The 17071-nt window shown below is 62.6% G+C and carries 11 protein-coding genes; all 11 read left to right on the top strand.

Translation table 11 applies throughout. From position 1 onward, the window contains the following. Positions 1 to 46 precede the first annotated feature (46 nt). The 11 genes from choW (at position 47) to yccS (ending at position 17069) form a co-directional block, all read left to right on the top strand. Positions 47 to 892 carry a choline ABC transporter permease subunit gene (choW, locus tag AC30D9_RS09600; protein WP_003206355.1) on the top strand — a complete coding sequence of 282 codons (846 nt, stop codon included), beginning with the start codon at positions 47 to 49 and terminating at the stop codon, positions 890 to 892. Continuing rightward, the gene (choV, locus tag AC30D9_RS09595) at positions 889 to 2067 is read left to right on the top strand and encodes a choline ABC transporter ATP-binding protein (protein ID WP_134926162.1); all 1179 of its coding nucleotides are present in this window, start codon (positions 889 to 891) and stop codon (positions 2065 to 2067) included. The genes choW and choV overlap by 4 nt, the downstream gene beginning before the upstream one ends. A 376-nt stretch (positions 2068 to 2443) precedes the next feature. Continuing rightward, positions 2444 to 3064 carry a transcriptional regulator BetI gene (betI, locus tag AC30D9_RS09590; protein WP_134926163.1) on the top strand — a complete coding sequence of 207 codons (621 nt, stop codon included), beginning with the start codon at positions 2444 to 2446 and terminating at the stop codon, positions 3062 to 3064. 79 nt (positions 3065 to 3143) lie between these two features. Then, the gene (betB, locus tag AC30D9_RS09585) at positions 3144 to 4616 is read left to right on the top strand and encodes a betaine-aldehyde dehydrogenase (RefSeq protein ID WP_307576600.1); all 1473 of its coding nucleotides are present in this window, start codon (positions 3144 to 3146) and stop codon (positions 4614 to 4616) included. A gap of 216 nt (positions 4617 to 4832) precedes the next feature. Then, positions 4833 to 6536, top strand: coding sequence for a choline dehydrogenase (betA, locus tag AC30D9_RS09580; protein ID WP_490143937.1), 1704 nt, complete (start codon positions 4833 to 4835; stop codon positions 6534 to 6536). Positions 6537 to 7171: 635 nt separating this feature from the next. Continuing rightward, positions 7172 to 8614: a TldD/PmbA family protein gene (locus AC30D9_RS09575; protein ID WP_490143936.1), complete on the top strand. Its 1443-nt coding sequence runs from the start codon at positions 7172 to 7174 to the stop codon at positions 8612 to 8614. Positions 8615 to 8628: 14 nt separating this feature from the next. Next, positions 8629 to 9966: a TldD/PmbA family protein gene (locus AC30D9_RS09570; RefSeq protein WP_490143992.1), complete on the top strand. Its 1338-nt coding sequence runs from the start codon at positions 8629 to 8631 to the stop codon at positions 9964 to 9966. 228 nt (positions 9967 to 10194) lie between these two features. Next, a complete protein-coding gene (gene mdtD, locus AC30D9_RS09565; protein ID WP_134926167.1) occupies positions 10195 to 11622 on the top strand; it encodes a multidrug transporter subunit MdtD in 1428 nt (475 codons plus the stop codon). A gap of 317 nt (positions 11623 to 11939) precedes the next feature. Beyond that, positions 11940 to 13277 (top strand): ATP-dependent RNA helicase DbpA, encoded by a 1338-nt coding sequence (gene dbpA / locus AC30D9_RS09560; protein WP_233459556.1) that lies wholly within the window; start codon positions 11940 to 11942, stop codon positions 13275 to 13277. Between the two features lie 153 nt (positions 13278 to 13430). After that, entirely contained in the window at positions 13431 to 14609 is a 1179-nt protein-coding gene (locus AC30D9_RS09555) for a BaiN/RdsA family NAD(P)/FAD-dependent oxidoreductase (protein ID WP_134926168.1), read from the top strand. Between the two features lie 276 nt (positions 14610 to 14885). Beyond that, positions 14886 to 17069, top strand: a complete 2184-nt coding sequence (yccS, locus tag AC30D9_RS09550) for a YccS family putative transporter (protein ID WP_490143935.1) — start codon at positions 14886 to 14888, stop codon at positions 17067 to 17069. The last annotated feature ends 2 nt before the right edge of the window (positions 17070 to 17071 follow it).

The following is a 17071-nucleotide window of genomic DNA, read 5'->3' as shown; positions in this document are numbered from 1 at the left end:
CGCTCGCCCGGGCTGTTTATTCCCTTGCATGCGGACGTTCACTACCATGCTCATTGATCAGAAAATACCTTTAGGCCAGTACATCGCCGGCTTCGTTGAATGGTTGACGCAACACGGCGCCAGCACATTCGACGCAATCGCGCTGTTCCTGGAAACGATGATTCACGGCGTGACGTTTGCGCTGACCTGGTTCAACCCGTTGGCCCTGATCGGCCTCATCGCGCTACTGGCGCATTTCATCCAGCGCAAATGGGGCCTGACCGTATTCGTCATCGCGTCTTTCCTGCTGATCCTCAACCTGGGTTACTGGCAAGAGACCATGGAAACCCTCGCCCAGGTGCTGTTCGCGACCCTGGTTTGCGTACTGATCGGCGTGCCGCTGGGCATTGTTGCCGCGCACAAGCCGATGTTCTACACCCTGATGCGTCCGGTACTCGATCTGATGCAGACCGTACCGACCTTCGTTTACCTCATTCCTACCCTGACCCTTTTCGGTCTGGGTGTGGTCCCGGGCCTGATCTCCACGGTGGTGTTCGCGATTGCCGCGCCCATCCGCCTGACCTACCTGGGCATCCGCGACGTTCCGGACGAACTGATGGACGCCGGCAAAGCCTTCGGCTGCTCCCGTCGCCAACTGCTGTCGCGTATCGAACTGCCCCATGCGATGCCGAGCATCGCGGCCGGTATCACCCAGTGCATCATGCTGTCGTTGTCGATGGTGGTGATCGCCGCGCTGGTGGGTGCCGATGGCCTGGGCAAACCCGTGGTCAACGCACTGAACACCGCTGATATCGCCCTGGGCTTCGAAGCCGGCCTGGCGATCGTATTGCTGGCGATCATGCTCGACCGAATCTGCAAGCAACCCGACGCCAAAGTAGGGGGTGACGCATGAGCATAATCCGCTTCGACCAGGTCGACGTGATCTTTTCCAGGGATCCACGCGAGGCCCTCAAACTGCTCGACCAGGGCATGACCCGCAACGAAATCCTGAAAAAAACCGGGCAAATCGTCGGCGTGGAAAAAGCCAGCCTGGACATCGAGAAAGGCGAAATCTGCGTATTGATGGGCCTGTCCGGCTCCGGTAAATCCAGCCTGCTGCGCTGCATCAACGGCTTGAACACCGTGAGTCGCGGCAAGCTGTTCGTCGAGCACGACGGCCGGCAGATCGACATCGCGTCCTGCAGCCCCGCTGAACTGAAAATGATGCGCACCAAGCGCATCGCCATGGTGTTCCAGAAGTTCGCCCTGATGCCCTGGCTGACAGTGCGCGAGAACATCAGCTTCGGCCTGGAAATGCAGGGCCGCCCGGAAAAGGAACGGCGCAAGCTGGTGGACGAGAAGCTTGAGCTGGTGGGCCTGACCCAGTGGCGCAACAAGAAACCCGACGAACTGTCCGGTGGCATGCAGCAACGGGTCGGCCTGGCCCGCGCCCTGGCGATGGACGCCGACATCCTGCTGATGGACGAACCCTTCTCCGCCCTTGACCCGTTGATCCGCCAAGGCCTGCAGGACGAGCTGCTGGAACTGCAACGCAAGCTGAGCAAGACCATCGTGTTCGTCAGCCATGACCTCGACGAAGCGCTGAAGCTGGGCAGCCGTATCGCGATCATGAAAGACGGCCGGATCATCCAGTACAGCAAGCCGGAAGAAATCGTACTGAACCCGGCGGATGACTACGTGCGCACCTTCGTCGCCCACACTAATCCGCTCAACGTCCTCTGCGGTCGCAGCCTGATGCGCACCCTGGACAACTGCAAGCGTATCAACGGTTCGGTGTGCCTGGACCCGGGCGGCGACTCCTGGCTCGACCTGGCCGAAGGCAACACCATCAAGGGCGCCCGGCAGAACGGCGCGGCGCTGGACCTGCAAAACTGGGTACCCGGCCAAGCCGTCGAGGAACTGGGCCGTCGCCCGACCCTGGTGGACTCCAACATCGGCATGCGCGACGCCTTGCAGATCCGCTACCAGACCGGCAACAAACTGGTGCTCCACGATAACCAGAAAGTCGTCGGGATCCTGGGCGACAGCGAGCTGTACCACGCACTGCTCGGCAAGAACCTGGGCTGAGCCCACAGACAAAAACGCCGCGAGATGTTCGCGGCGTTTTTGTTTGTGTGGTGCTGACTGCCTGACTCGGAATGCAGATGACTGTGTTCCCAACCCTCTATTGCACAAGGACAAGACACACAGTTACCAGAGCAATCCTTTGGCCGACCGCTAACCGACGAGTGTTATAAAGGCATCCCGAAGAAAGTCCTCGCCCCTGTACCGCGGCTTTCCACGTGTTTTCATGCGCCATCCACACGTGCAATCCCGACAGACAGCGATGACTTGTCATAGAACCTGGTTTTTGTTGATTGAACGTTCAATCAAAACAAAATAGACTGGCTTTCGTTCCGGCAGACGACATTCGTGCGCCGGATGGCCTAAGGAGATGTGCTAGATGCCCAAGGTCGGTATGCAACCCATCCGCCGTCAACAATTGATCGAAGCCACGTTGCAAGCGGTCGATCAGGTCGGCATGGGGGACGCCAGCATTGCGCTGATCGCCCGTTTGGCCGGTGTTTCCAACGGCATCATCAGTCACTACTTTCAGGACAAGAATGGCCTGATCGCGGCCACGGCCCAGTACCTGATGACAGTCCTGAGCGAGAACGTCACCGCGCGCCGCCAGGCGCTCGAGGACCCGAGCCCACGGGCGCACCTGAAGGTGATCATCGAAGGCAACTTCGACGCCAGCCAGGTCAATGGCCCGGCAATGAAAACCTGGCTGGCCTTCTGGGCCACCAGCATGCATCACCCGTCATTGCACAGGTTGCAGCGGATCAACGACCACCGCCTGTATTCCAACCTGTGTTGCCAGTTCCGCCGCGTGTTGCCCCTCGATGAGGCCCGCAGCGCGGCACGGGGCCTGGCCGCGCTGATTGACGGCTTGTGGCTGCGCGGGGCGCTGTCGGGAGACGCGTTCGATACCGCCCAGGCGCACCGGATCGCTTACGAATACATGGATTTCCAACTGGCCAAGGCAGGGGTATCAGAGCACACAGAACCGCTCGGCTCCTGAACCGTCGCCGAATCGCGTAGTCAGCTATAGACGACACGCTCGGTGGCCAGCCAACCACTTATGCACCTGCGAGGACTTTATGGCCCGTTTCGAACTGCAAAAACTCTACATCGATGGCGCGTACAGCGATGCCAGCGGCGACGCCACTTTCGAAGCCATCAACCCTGCCAACGGTGAAGTTCTTGCCCAAGTGCAGCGGGCGACGAAAGAAGACGTCGAGCGTGCCGTGGTCAGCGCCGAAAAGGGCCAGAAAGTCTGGGCCGCCATGACCGCCATGCAACGTTCGCGCATCCTGCGTCGCGCCGTGGAGATCCTGCGCGAGCGCAACGATGAGTTGGCTGCCCTGGAAACCCTCGACACCGGCAAGGCCTATTCCGAAACCCGTTACGTCGACATCGTTACCGGCGCCGACGTGCTGGAGTACTACGCCGGCCTGGTGCCTGCCATCGAAGGCGAGCAGGTGCCGCTGCGCACCACGTCGTTCGTCTACACCCGTCGCGAGCCGCTGGGCGTGGTGGCCGGTATCGGCGCGTGGAACTACCCGATCCAGATCGCCCTGTGGAAATCCGCCCCGGCCCTGGCGGCTGGCAACGCGATGATCTTCAAGCCGAGCGAAGTCACCTCGCTGACCACCCTGAAACTGGCCGAGATCTACACCGAAGCCGGCGTTCCAGCGGGCGTGTTCAACGTGCTGACCGGCAGCGGCCGCGAAGTCGGCACCTGGCTGACCGAGCACCCGCGCATCGAGAAAATCTCCTTTACCGGCGGCACCGACACCGGCAAGAAAGTCATGGCCAGCGCCTCGAGTTCTTCGCTCAAGGACGTGACCATGGAACTGGGCGGCAAGTCACCGCTGATCATCTTCGACGATGCTGACCTGGATCGCGCCGCCGACACCGCGATGATGGCCAACTTCTACAGCTCCGGCCAGGTCTGCACCAACGGTACCCGCGTGTTCGTGCCGAGCCACCTCAAGGCCGCCTTCGAAGCCAAGATCGCCGAACGCGTGGCGCGCATCCGCATCGGTAATCCAGAGGACGAGAACACCAACTTCGGCCCACTGGTGAGCTTCGCCCACATGGAAAGCGTGTTGGGCTACATCGAGAAAGGCAAGGCCGAGGGCGCGCGCCTGCTGTGCGGCGGTGGTCGCTTGACCGACGGCGAATTGGCCAAGGGTGCGTTCGTCGCCCCGACCGTGTTCACCGACTGCACCGACGAGATGACCATCGTGCGCGAAGAAATCTTCGGCCCGGTGATGAGCATCCTCACCTATGAAACCGAAGAAGAAGTGATCCGTCGCGCCAACGACACCGATTTCGGCCTGGCCGCCGGTGTCGTCACCCGCGACCTGAACCGCGCCCACCGCGTGATCCACCAGCTCGAGGCCGGCATCTGCTGGATCAACGCCTGGGGTGAATCCGCGGCTGAAATGCCGGTTGGCGGCTACAAGCAATCGGGCGTGGGCCGGGAGAACGGCATCAGCTCGCTGAACAACTTCACACGCATCAAATCGGTACAGGTCGAACTGGGCGATTACGCGTCGGTGTTCTGATCTGAGACGAGGCCTTGAGTGAACGCCGTTGTGGCGAGGGGATTTAGCGAAACCTCGCACCGCCCCGTGGGGCTGCGTAGCAGCCCCTCTCAAGCCCCCTCATTCTTCAGACAAACCCAGTCGCTGATTTACGACTGCTGCGCAGCCGAACGGGGATAAATCCCCTCGCCACAGGCAACCGCGACCTGAACCCAACTCAAAAAGAGGGTGCATTTCATGTCCCAAGAATTCGATTACATCATCATCGGTGCCGGTTCGGCCGGTAACACGCTGGCGACCCGCCTGACCGAAGACGAAGGCGTCACCGTCCTGTTGCTCGAAGCCGGCGGCCCGGACTATCGCCTGGACTTCCGCACGCAAATGCCCGCCGCCCTGGCCTTCCCGCTGCAAGGCCGGCGCTACAACTGGGCCTACGAGACCGACCCGGAGCCGCACATGAACGGCCGTCGCATGGAATGCGGTCGCGGCAAGGGCCTGGGCGGTTCTTCGCTGATCAACGGCATGTGCTACATCCGCGGCAACGCTCTGGACTATGACAACTGGGCCAAGCTGCCGGGCCTGGAAGACTGGACCTACCTGGATTGCCTGCCGTATTTCCGCAAAGCCGAAACCCGCGACATCGGCCCGAACGACTATCACGGCGGCGATGGCCCGGTCAGCGTGACCACGCCCAAGGCTGGCAACAACCCGCTGTTCCACGCCATGGTCGAAGCCGGCGTGCAGGCCGGTTACCCGCGTACCGAAGACCTCAACGGTTACCAGCAGGAAGGTTTCGGCCCGATGGACCGCACCGTCACGCCCAACGGCCGTCGCGCCAGTACCGCGCGCGGTTACCTGGATATCGCCAAGAAGCGCTCGACCCTGACCATCGTCACCCACGCCCTGACCGACAAGATCCTGTTCGAAGGCAAACGGGCAGTCGGCGTGCGTTACCTGGTAGGCGCCGCCGAAGAGCGCGTCGAAGCCCGGGCGCGCAAGGAAGTGCTGCTGTGCTCCGGCGCTATCGCCTCGCCGCAGATCCTGCAACGTTCCGGCGTCGGTCCGGCCAAACTGCTGGAAAGCCTCGACATCCCAGTCGTTCATGATCTGCCGGGCGTCGGTGAAAACCTGCAGGATCACCTCGAGCTGTACCTGCAATACGCCTGCACCCAGCCGGTTTCGCTGTACCCGTCGCTGCTCTGGTACAACCAGCCGGCCATCGGTGCCGAGTGGCTGTTCAACGGCACCGGCATTGGCGCCAGCAACCAGTTCGAGGCCGGTGGTTTCATCCGCACGCGTCCGGAATTCGATTGGCCGAATATCCAGTATCACTTCCTGCCGGTGGCGATTAACTACAACGGCAGCAACGGTGTGAAGGAGCACGGTTTCCAGGCGCACATGGGCTCCATGCGCTCGCCAAGCCGCGGCCGGATCCAGGCCAAGTCCAAGGACCCACGCCAGCATCCGAGCATCCTGTTCAACTACATGGCCACCGAACAGGACTGGCAGGAATTTCGCGACGGCATCCGCCTGACCCGCGAGATCATGCAGCAGCCGGCGCTCGATCCATTCCGGGGCCGCGAGATCAGCCCGGGCATCGAGGTGCAGACGGACGAGCAACTGGACCAGTTCATCCGCGAGCACGCCGAAACCGCTTTCCACCCGTCCTGCTCGTGCAAGATGGGCACCGACGACATGGCGGTGGTGGACGGCGAAGGGCGCGTGCATGGCATGCAAGGGCTGCGGGTGGTCGATGCTTCGATCATGCCAATCATCACCACCGGCAACCTGAATGCGCCGACGATCATGATCGCGGAGAAAATCGCCGACAAGATCCGTGGCCGCAACCCCCTGCCTCGCAGCACTGCGCCGTACTACGTGGCTGGTGATGCGCCGGTGCGCGGCAAGCCGGTGCGTGAAGTGGGGCCTATGGCACAGTAAGACATCACACCGCCATCGCGAGCAGGCTCGCTCCCACAAGGGATCTGCGGCGGACACAGATTTTGTGCCCGACAACCATCAACTGTGGGAGCGGGCTTGCTCGCGAAGGGGCCCTCACAGCCAACATCTTCTCTGCCCCTTACACCGCTTTCGCGAGCAAGCCCGCTCCCACAAGGGTTTGCGGCGGACACAGATTTTGTGCCCGACAACCATCAACTGTGGGAGCGGGCTTGCTCGCGAAGGGGCCCTCACAGCCAACATCTTCTCTGCCCCTTACACCGCTTTCGCGAGCAAGCCCGCTCCCACAAGGGTTTGCGGCGGACACAGATTTTGTGCCCGACAACCATCAACTGTGGGAGCGGGCTTGCTCGCGAAGGGGGCCCTCACAGCCAACATCTTCTCTGCCTGTTACACCGCTTTCGCGTGCAAGCCCGCTCCCACAAGGGTTTGCGGCGGACACAGATTTTGTGGTCACCAAAGATCCACTGTGGGAGCGAGCCTGCTCGCGATGGCGTCCAACCTGCCCCCCCAAATTCCCATCTGCCTTGATCCCTCCCCCACCCCAGGCCTACTCTAGAGCCACCGCGTCAATACGCCACACGCCGCTGCACCGCCACTCCAGACAAGGAGGTTCCATGTTCGACTTCCACCCCCAGCTCAAGCAGCGCTTTGCTGCCTTGCGCACGGGCGCTGAATTCTTTTCCCTGCGTTACGTGCGCGAGTCCGGCCAGCATTTGTCGGTGCGCAAGAATGTCGCCGAGCCGCCCAGCCTCAGCCGTGATGAAGGCGCGATGCTCACCGCGCGAGTCAATGGCGTCGAGGCGTATGCCGCAACCAACGACCTGTCCCAGGCCGGCCTGCAAGCGGCGCTGGAACAGGCCGAACGACACGCTCGCCAGCTCAAGCCCCACGCCCTGCTCGATCTGCGCGAGCAAGCGGTGTCTAGCGACCGCGCTGATTATTTCTCGCCGAATTTCGACCAGGCCTTCCCTGCCCTGAGCGATTGCTACCAATTGCTCGGCGACGAATCGGCCGCAGTCCCCCTGGACGAACGCCTGGTGAACTGGCAGGCCAGCATCGGCCTGACCCAGGTCGAGCAGATCTACCTCAACAGTGCCGGCGCTGAACTGCGCCAGGCCCAACGCTTCGTCTACCCGGCCCTGGAAGTCACCGCCTTCGATGGCCACGACAGCCAGACCCGCACCCTGGGGCGGGAAAATTTCGGCCAGCAGGGCGGCTTCGATGTGATCAGTCGCTGCGGCCTGATCGGCGCCGGACTGAAAATCGCCGACCAGGCCCTGCAATTGCTGATGGCGCCGAACACGCCGCAAGGCCCCCGCGACCTGCTGCTGATGCCCGACCAGATGATGCTGCAGATCCACGAGTCCATCGGTCATCCGCTGGAGCTGGACCGCATCCTGGGAGACGAGCGCAATTACGCTGGCACCAGCTTCGTCAAGGCCAGCGACTTCGGCCACCTGCAATACGGCTCCAGCCTGCTGAACGTGACCTTCGACCCGGACATTCCCGAGGAGCTGGCCAGTTACAGCCATGACGACGACGGTACCGCCGCCAGCAAACAGTTCCTGATTCGTGAAGGCCTGCTGCTGCGGCCGCTGGGCGGTGCGCTGTCGCAGTTCCGCGCCGGCCTCGCCGGTGTCGCCAACAGTCGCGCCTGCGGCTGGAATCGTCCGCCCATCGACCGCATGGCGAACCTGAACATCGAACCTGGCGACCAGACCCTGGAGCAACTGATCCAGGGCACCGAGCACGGCGTGCTGATGCGTACCAATCGCTCCTGGTCCATCGATGATGCTCGCAACAAGTTCCAGTTCGGCTGCGAATGGGGCCAGTTGATCGAGAATGGCGAGCTCAAAGGCGTGGTGAAAAACCCCAACTACCGGGGCATTTCCGCGCAATTCTGGAAGAGCCTGCGCGCTGTGGGCGACGCCAGCACCTTACAGGTCCTCGGCACGCCGAACTGTGGCAAGGGCGAACCGAACCAGGTCATCCGTGTCGGCCATGCCTCGCCGGCTTGTGTGTTCAGCAACGTTGATGTGTTTGGGGGAGATGCCTGATGAGCTCCGAAAATATGAGCACCGTCAAGAATCAGGCCGAGGCATTCAAGGTTTTGGTCGACTGGCTGCGCGCTGCGCTGCATGAGCCTGAACAGTTCACCCTCGGCTACGCCGCCGAGTCCTCGGCCTTCGTGCGCTTCAACCACGGCAAGGTGCGCCAGGCCGGGCAGGTGCAACAGGCCAATATCAGTTTCAAATTGATCGACGACGGGCGCCACGCCGACTTGCAGATCACCTTGTCCGGCAATACCGAGACCGATCTGCAACGCCTGGCCGAAGGCCTGCAACAACTGCGCGAAACCTTGCCGTTGCTGCCCCGCGACCCCTACCTGCTGCTCAATCCCAACCACTGGCAGAGTCATAACGTGCAGGACCACCCGCTGCCGGATACCGAGCAGGCCGTGGCCGAAATCACCCGCGCCGCCGCAGGCCTGGACCTGGTGGGTTTCTACGCCGCCGGGCCCATCAGCCGGGGCTTCGCCAGTTCCTCGGGCGCGTTCGGCTGGCATCAGGCCAACAGCTTCAACTTCGATTTCAGCCTGTTCCATGAAAACGGCCAGGCAGTGAAAGCCAGCTACGCCGGGCATGCCTGGAGCAGCAAAGGATTCGCCCGGCGCTTCGAGCAGGCCCGCGAGCAACTGGCGTTCCTCGGCCGACCACTGCGCACGCTGGCGCCCGGCGAATACCGCGCCTACCTGGCACCGGCCGCCCTGGAAGAAATCATGGGCATGCTCAGTTGGGGCGGATTCTCGGCCCGGGCGATTGCCAGCAAGCAGAGCCCGTTGCAGAAGTTCTACGCCAACGAAGCCAGCTTGAGCCCCAACGTGTGGTTGAGCGAGCAGGTCAGAGGCTCCTTGAGCCCGGCGTTTTCCGACGAAGGTTATCCGCGTGATGACCTGGCGCTGATCGCCAAGGGCACGGCCAATGCGCGGCTGGTCAACTCCCGCAGCGCCGCCGAATACGGCCTTGCCGCCAATGGCGCCAGCAGCTACGAATACCCCACCGCGCTGGACATGCAGGGCGGACAACTGGAGCAAAGACACATCCTCGAACAACTCGGCACCGGGCTGTACATCAGCAACCTCTGGTACCTGAACTACTCGGACCAACCGGCCGCGCGCCTGACCGGCATGACCCGCTTCGCCACATTCTGGGTCGAGAACGGCCAGATCGTGGCGCCAGTCAGTACCATGCGCTTCGACGACAGCGTCTACAGCCTGCTCGGCTCACAACTCGAAGGCCTGACCCGGGAGCGCGAACTGCTGCTTTCGGCCAGCACCTACAGCCAGCGGACCACGGCTTCGATGCTGTTGCCGGGAGCGCTGGTCAAGCGGTTGACCTTGACACTGTAGCCCTAACGCAAGCCTGTAAAAGAGATGACTTGTGGCGAGGGGATTTATCCCCGCCGGGTTGCGAAGCAACCCCAAAAGGGTGAATGAGTTCTGCCTGATTCACCGAGGTGATCGTTCTGGGGGGCGCTGCGCAACCCAGCAGGAGAAATCCCCTCGCCACAAGAGCAGTGTCCTTACATTCAAAACAGCAGCATCTGTTCCTGATCAACACTCCATACAAGAGGTCCCATGCCCAACCGCGCACCGCTCGACGCCGTCACCGCCCGCTGGCTCCCGTGGGTCGTGGCGATTGCCTTCTTCATGCAGTCCCTGGACGGGACCATCCTCAACACCGCCTTGCCCGCCATGGCCAGTGACCTGGCGGAAAACCCGCTGCGCATGCAAGGCGTGATCATTGCCTACATGCTCACCGTAGCGTTGCTGATCCCCGCCTCGGGCTGGATCGCCGACCGCTTCGGCACCAAGAAGATTTTCTTCGGCGCGATCCTGTTGTTCAGTTTCGGCTCGCTGCTGTGCGCCCTGTCCCATTCGTTGAGCATGCTGATCGGCGCACGGGTTATCCAGGGCCTGGGTGGTGCGCTGATGATACCGGTCGGCAGGCTGGTGGTACTGCGGGCCTACCCCCGCTCGGAGCTGGTGCGGATCATGGGTTTCATCACCATTCCCGGCCTGCTCGGCCCGCTGATCGGCCCGACCATGGGCGGCTGGATGGTGGAGTACCTGACCTGGCACTGGATCTTCCTGATCAACCTGCCGGTGGGGGTGATGGGCTGTTATGCAGTGTGGAAGTTCATCCCCGACCTGCGCGGCAGCGAGCGCACCCGGTTCGATGGCCTGGGCTTTTTGCTGTTCGGCGCGGCAATGGTGTTGATCACCGTTGCCATGGAGGGCCTCGGCGAACTGCACCTGCCGCACTTGCGGGTGATGTTGCTGCTGTTCGGCGGCATGGCCTGCCTGGCGGCTTATTGGCTGCGGGCCGGACATGTCGAAAATCCGCTGTTCGCACCATCGCTGTTCAAGACCCGGACCTTCGCCGTGGGCATCCTCGGTAACCTGTTCGCCCGCCTGGGCAGCGGCGCCCTGCCATTTCTGGTGCCGTTGCTGTTGCAAGTGGCCCTGGGCTATTCGCCGTCCCAGGCCGGCATGAGCATGCTGCCCCTGGCAGCGGCGGCCATGTTCGCCAAGTCCGTGGCCCGGCCGTTGATCGAACGCCTGGGCTACCGCATCGTCCTGACCGGCAACACCCTGGCCCTGGGCATCATGCTGGCGAGCATGGGTCTGGTCAGCGAGCAGACACCGTACTGGCTGCTGCTGGCACAACTGGCGGTGCTGGGGGCGATCAACTCGCTGCAATTCACCGCGATGAACACCGTGACCCTGATCGACCTGGACGACGCCAGCGCCAGCAGTGGCAACAGCCTGCTGTCGGTGGTGGCACAACTGTCCCTGAGCCTCGGCGTAGCCTGCGCTGGCGCCTTGCTCGGCGGCTTTACGGCCCAGGTTGGCAACGACGGGGTGGAGACGGTGCTGGGGGCGTTCCAGCTGACGTTCGTCACGGTGGGAATCATGGCGATGCTGGCGGCGACGATTTTTTCCCAGTTGTCGAAACAGGATGGGCGGCGGGTCAAGCGGCCGGATGAGCATATCGAGCATTAAGCCGAGCTCGGCGAGCTTTTGTGGCGAGGGGATTTATCCCCGCTAGGTTGCGAAGCAGCCCCAGAGCTGTCACCTCGGTAAGGCAGGCAGAACGCATTCACTCTTTTGGGGGCTGCTGCGCAGCCCAGCGGGGATAAAATCCGTCGCCACAGATTGAACACCCGCCACAGTTGTGATCGGCCAGAGGCCCCACAGCTCGTCCAGAACTTTCGAAGAAAGTGGCACGAGGCTGCTACACTGCGCGACATTTTGTTTTGCAGGCCAGTCCCGTGACCACCATTGCCACCGCTTTTAATACTTTGCCGCTGTCCGCCGCCATGCTGGCTAACCTCGAATCACTCGGTTATGCCCAGATGACGCCGATCCAGGCGCAAAGCTTGCCGGTGATTCTCAAGGGCATGGACCTGATCGCCCAGGCCAAGACCGGCAGCGGCAAGACCGCGGCTTTCGGCATCGGCCTGCTGAACCCGATCAACCCGCGTTTCTTCGGCTGCCAGGCACTGGTGATGTGCCCGACCCGCGAGCTGGCCGACCAGGTCGCCAAGGAAATCCGCCGCCTGGCCCGCGCCGAAGACAACATCAAGGTCCTGACCCTGTGCGGCGGCGTGTCCTTCGGCCCGCAGATCGCCTCCCTGGAACACGGCGCCCACATCATCGTCGGCACGCCGGGACGCATCCAGCAGCACCTGCGCAAGGGCTCGCTGGTGCTCGACGGCCTCAACACGCTGATCCTCGACGAAGCCGACCGCATGCTCGACATGGGCTTCTACGACGCCATCGAAGACATCATCCAGCAGACCCCGGAACGCCGCCAGACACTGCTGTTCTCCGCCACCTACCCGGTGGGCATCAAGCAACTGTCGTCCAAGTTCATGCGCAACCCGCAGCAAGTCAAAGCCGAGGCGTTCCACTCCGACGCGCAGATCGAGCAGCGTTTCTACGAGATCGCTCCCGAAGAACGCATGGACGCGGTGGTCAAGGTACTGGCGCATTTCCGTCCGGCCTCTTGCGTGGCGTTCTGCTTCACCAAGCAACAGGTCCAGGAAACCGTCGACCACCTGACGTCCAAGGGTATCTCTGCCGTCGGCCTGCACGGCGACCTGGAACAGCGTGACCGCGACCAGGTGCTGGCGATGTTTGCCAACCGCAGCACCTCGGTGCTGGTGGCCACCGATGTGGCGGCCCGCGGCCTGGACATCGACGCCCTGGACATGGTGATCAACGTCGAACTGGCCCGGGACTCGGAAATCCACATCCACCGCGTCGGCCGCACTGGCCGCGCCGGCGAGAAAGGCATCGCCATCAGCCTGGTGGCGCCGTCCGAAGCCCACCGCGCCCAAGCCATCGAGCAACTGCAGAAGTCGCCGCTGAGCTGGGACCAACTGGACAACCTCAAGTCTCAGGGCGGCGGCCCTCTGCTGCCAGCCATGAGCACCCTGTGCATCGGCGCCGGGCGCAAGGACAAGGTCCGCCCCGGCGACATCCTCGGCGCCCTGACCGGCGAGGCCGGCATCCCCGGCGCCCAGGTCGGCAAGATCGCGATCTTCGATTTCCAGGCCTACGTGGCCGTGGAGCGCGGCATCGCCAAACAGGCGCTGCAACGCCTGAACGATGGCAAGATCAAGGGGCGGTCGTTGCGGGTGCGGATCCTGTAACCGATCTTCAGGCAAACAAAGATCAAACTGTGGGAGCGAGCCTGCTCGCGATGGCGGACTGTCAGACAACATCAATGTTGAATGTACCGGCCTCATCGCGAGCAGGCTCGCTCCCACAATGGGTTTTGTGCTGACACATTAGAGGACACCGTTTTGCGCTCTACCGAAGTCGTGATCATTGGCGCTGGCGCCGCGGGGTTGATGTGTGCGCTGACCGCCGCTGCGCGCGGGCGGCAGGTAATGTTGCTGGACCACGCCAACAAGGCCGGCAAGAAAATCCTCATGTCGGGCGGTGGACGCTGCAATTTCACCAACATGTACACCGAGCCGGGCAATTTCCTCTCGCAGAATCCGCACTTCTGCAAATCGGCCCTGGCCCGCTATACCCAGTGGGATTTCATCGCCCTGGTGGCCAAGCACGGCGTGCCCTATCACGAGAAAAAACTCGGCCAGTTGTTCTGCGATAACAAGTCCAGCGACATTCTCGGCCTGCTGCTCGATGAATGCGACCAAGCGGGCGTCAACCTGCATCTGGACACCTCGATCACGCAGATCGAAAAAACCGACGGCGGCTACCTGCTGCAAACCACCCTCGACACCATCGCCTGCCAATCCCTGGTGATCGCTACGGGCGGGCTGTCGATCCCGACCCTGGGAGCCACCGGTTTCGGTTACCAGGTGGCCAAGCAGTTCGGTCACCAACTGCTGCCGACCCGCGCCGGGCTGGTGCCGTTCACCATCACCGACCAGCTCAAGGCGCTGTGCACCGAGCTGTCAGGGACATCGGTGGATTGCCTGGTAAGCTGCAACGACCAGAGCTTTCGCGAGAACATCCTGTTCACCCATCGCGGCCTGAGCGGTCCGGCGATCCTGCAGATCTCCTCGTTCTGGGAGCCGGGGGACACGGTGCAGATCAACCTGCTGCCCGATCATGACGTGCCGCAATGGCTGCAACAGCAACAGGCCGAACGTCCCAACAGCGAACTCAAGACGTTGCTGGGCGAGCTATTCACCAAGAAAATGGCCAACCTGCTGGCCGACACCTGGTTCGTCTCCAAACCCATGAAGCAATACACCCATGGGGAACTGGCCGACATCGCCGAGAAACTGGCATGTTGGAACGTCGTCCCGGCCGGCACCGAAGGCTACCGCACCGCCGAAGTCACCCTGGGCGGCGTCGACACTCGGGAAGTCTCGTCCAAGACCATGGAATCGCTGAAAAGCCCCGGGCTGTATTTCATTGGCGAAGTGCTGGACGTCACTGGACACCTGGGCGGGTTCAACTTCCAGTGGGCGTGGGCTTCGGGATACGCTGCCGCGCAATACGTCTGAGCCCAATCGATGCTGAGCCTGCTTTTGTGGCGAGGGAGCTTGCTCCCGCTCGACTGCGCAGCAGTCGCAAAACAGGCACCGTGCTCTATCTGAAAGAGCGCGCGTAGACCAAAGGGGCTGCTTCGCAGCCCAGCGGGAGCAAGCTCCCTCGCCACAGATAAAGTGGCCTCAGGTGTATGCCGGAACACTTTTTGCTGTCAGATGTGATCGCCGCCATTGCGTCGGCGCCATTACTGCCTCAATTTAGCGTCATTGCCCGTCAGGCCCGTGCACTTCATGTCATCGAACTCGTTTAGCCAGTCTTTGCGTCGCCTTTGGGCGTTGGATAAGTTCAGTTATAGCGTGCGGGTGTTCATCGCCCTGACCGGCAGCATGGGGCTGTGCTGGTATCTCGATGAGATGGCACTACTGATCCCCCTGTTCCTGGGCATCATCGCCAGCGCCCTGGCCGAGACCGACGACAGTTGGCAGGGCCGCCTCAACGCGCTGGCCGTGACCCTGGTGTGTTTCACCGTCGCGGCGCTGTCGGTGGAGTTGCTGTTCCCCTACCCCATCCTGTTCATCATCGCCCTGGCCCTGGCGGCCTTTGGCCTGACCATGCTCGGCGCCCTGGGTGAGCGCTATGGCGCCATCGCCTCGGCTACCTTGATTCTCTCGGTCTATACCATGATCGGCGTGGACCAGCGCGGTGGCGCGGTCACCGACTTCTGGCATGAACCCCTGCTGCTGGTGGCTGGCGCCGCGTGGTATGGCCTGCTGTCGGTGTTGTGGCAGGCATTGTTTTCCAACCAACCGGTGCAGCAAAGCCTGGCGCGGCTGTTTCGTGAGCTGGGGCGCTACCTGAAACTCAAATCGTCGCTCCTGGAGCCGATCCGCCAACTGGACATCGAAGCCCGACGCCTGGAACTGGCCCAGCAAAACGGCCGAGTGGTCGCTGCGCTCAACAGCGCCAAGGAAATCATCCTGCACCGCGTGGGCAATGGCCGCCCCGGGTCGAAAGTCAGCCGCTACCTGAAACTGTATTTCCTGGCCCAGGACATCCACGAACGCGCCAGCTCTTCGCACTACCCCTACAACGCCCTGGCCGAGGCCTTCTTCCACAGCGACGTGCTGTTCCGCTGCCAGCGCCTGTTGCGCCAGCAAGGCAAGGCCTGCCAGGCGTTGGCCGAGTCGATCCAGCTACGCCAGCCGTTCGTCTACGACGACACCTTTGCCGAGGCGCTCAACGACCTGCACGCCTCCCTCGAACACCTGCGCATCCAGAGCAACCCGGCCTGGCGCGGCTTGCTGCGGTCGTTGCGCGCCCTGTCGGTCAATCTTGCCACCATGGATCGCCTGCTCAGCGATGCCAGCAACCCCGACGCCCTGGCCGACGCCACCGACAGCAGCCTGCTCGACCGCTCGCCGCGCAACCTCAAGGATGTCTGGCTGCGCTTGCGCACGCAGCTCACGCCCACCTCGCTGCTGTTCCGCCATGCCCTGCGCCTGCCCCTGGCCCTGAGCGTGGGTTACGCCGTGGTGCACATGATCCACCCGTCCCAGGGTTATTGGATCATCCTCACCACCCTGTTCGTGTGCCAGCCCAACTACGGTGCCACCCGGCGCAAGCTCGGCCAACGGATCATCGGCACCGCTATCGGCCTGACAGTGGCCTGGGCGTTGTTCGATCTGTTTCCCAACCCATTGGTGCAATCGAGCTTCGCCATTGTCGCCGGGGTGGTGTTCTTTACCAACCGCACGACCCGCTACACCCTGGCAACTGCAGGGATCACCATCATGGTGCTGTTCTGCTTCAACCAGGTGGGCGACGGCTACGGGCTGCTGCTGCCGCGGTTGTTCGATACCTTGCTCGGCAGCCTGATCGCCGGGCTTGCGGTGTTCCTGTTCCTGCCCGACTGGCAAGGCCGGCGGCTGAATAAGGTGCTGGCCAATACGCTGACCTGCAACAGCATTTACCTGCGCCAGATCATGCAACAGTACGCCGCCGGCAAAAGCGACGACCTGGCCTACCGCCTGGCCCGGCGCAACGCCCACAACGCCGACGCCGCACTGTCCACCACGCTCGCCAACATGCTCATGGAGCCGGGGCATTTCCGTAAGGAAGCCGATGTGGGGTTCCGTTTCCTGGTGTTGTCCCACACCTTGCTCAGTTACCTGTCCGGCCTGGGCGCCCACCGGGGCACTGAACTGCCGGCACAAGTGCGTGAACAGTTGATCGACGGTGCCGGGGTGAAACTGGCGGCAAGCATCGACGAAATCGCCCAGGGTCTGGCGAGCAAACAACCAATTGCAATCCAGAGCGACGAGGAGGAAGCCCTGGCCAGCGAGCTTGAGCAGATGCCGGATGAGATCGACGAGGGGCAGCGTTTGGTACAGACGCAACTGGGGTTGATCTGTCGGCAGCTAGGGCCACTGCGGACCTTGGCGGCGCATCTGATCAAGGACACCAGCGAGGCTTGAGG

This window comes from Pseudomonas sp. DF11 (assembly GCF_058148565.1).
This window is presented reverse-complemented; position numbering and strand designations above follow the sequence as displayed.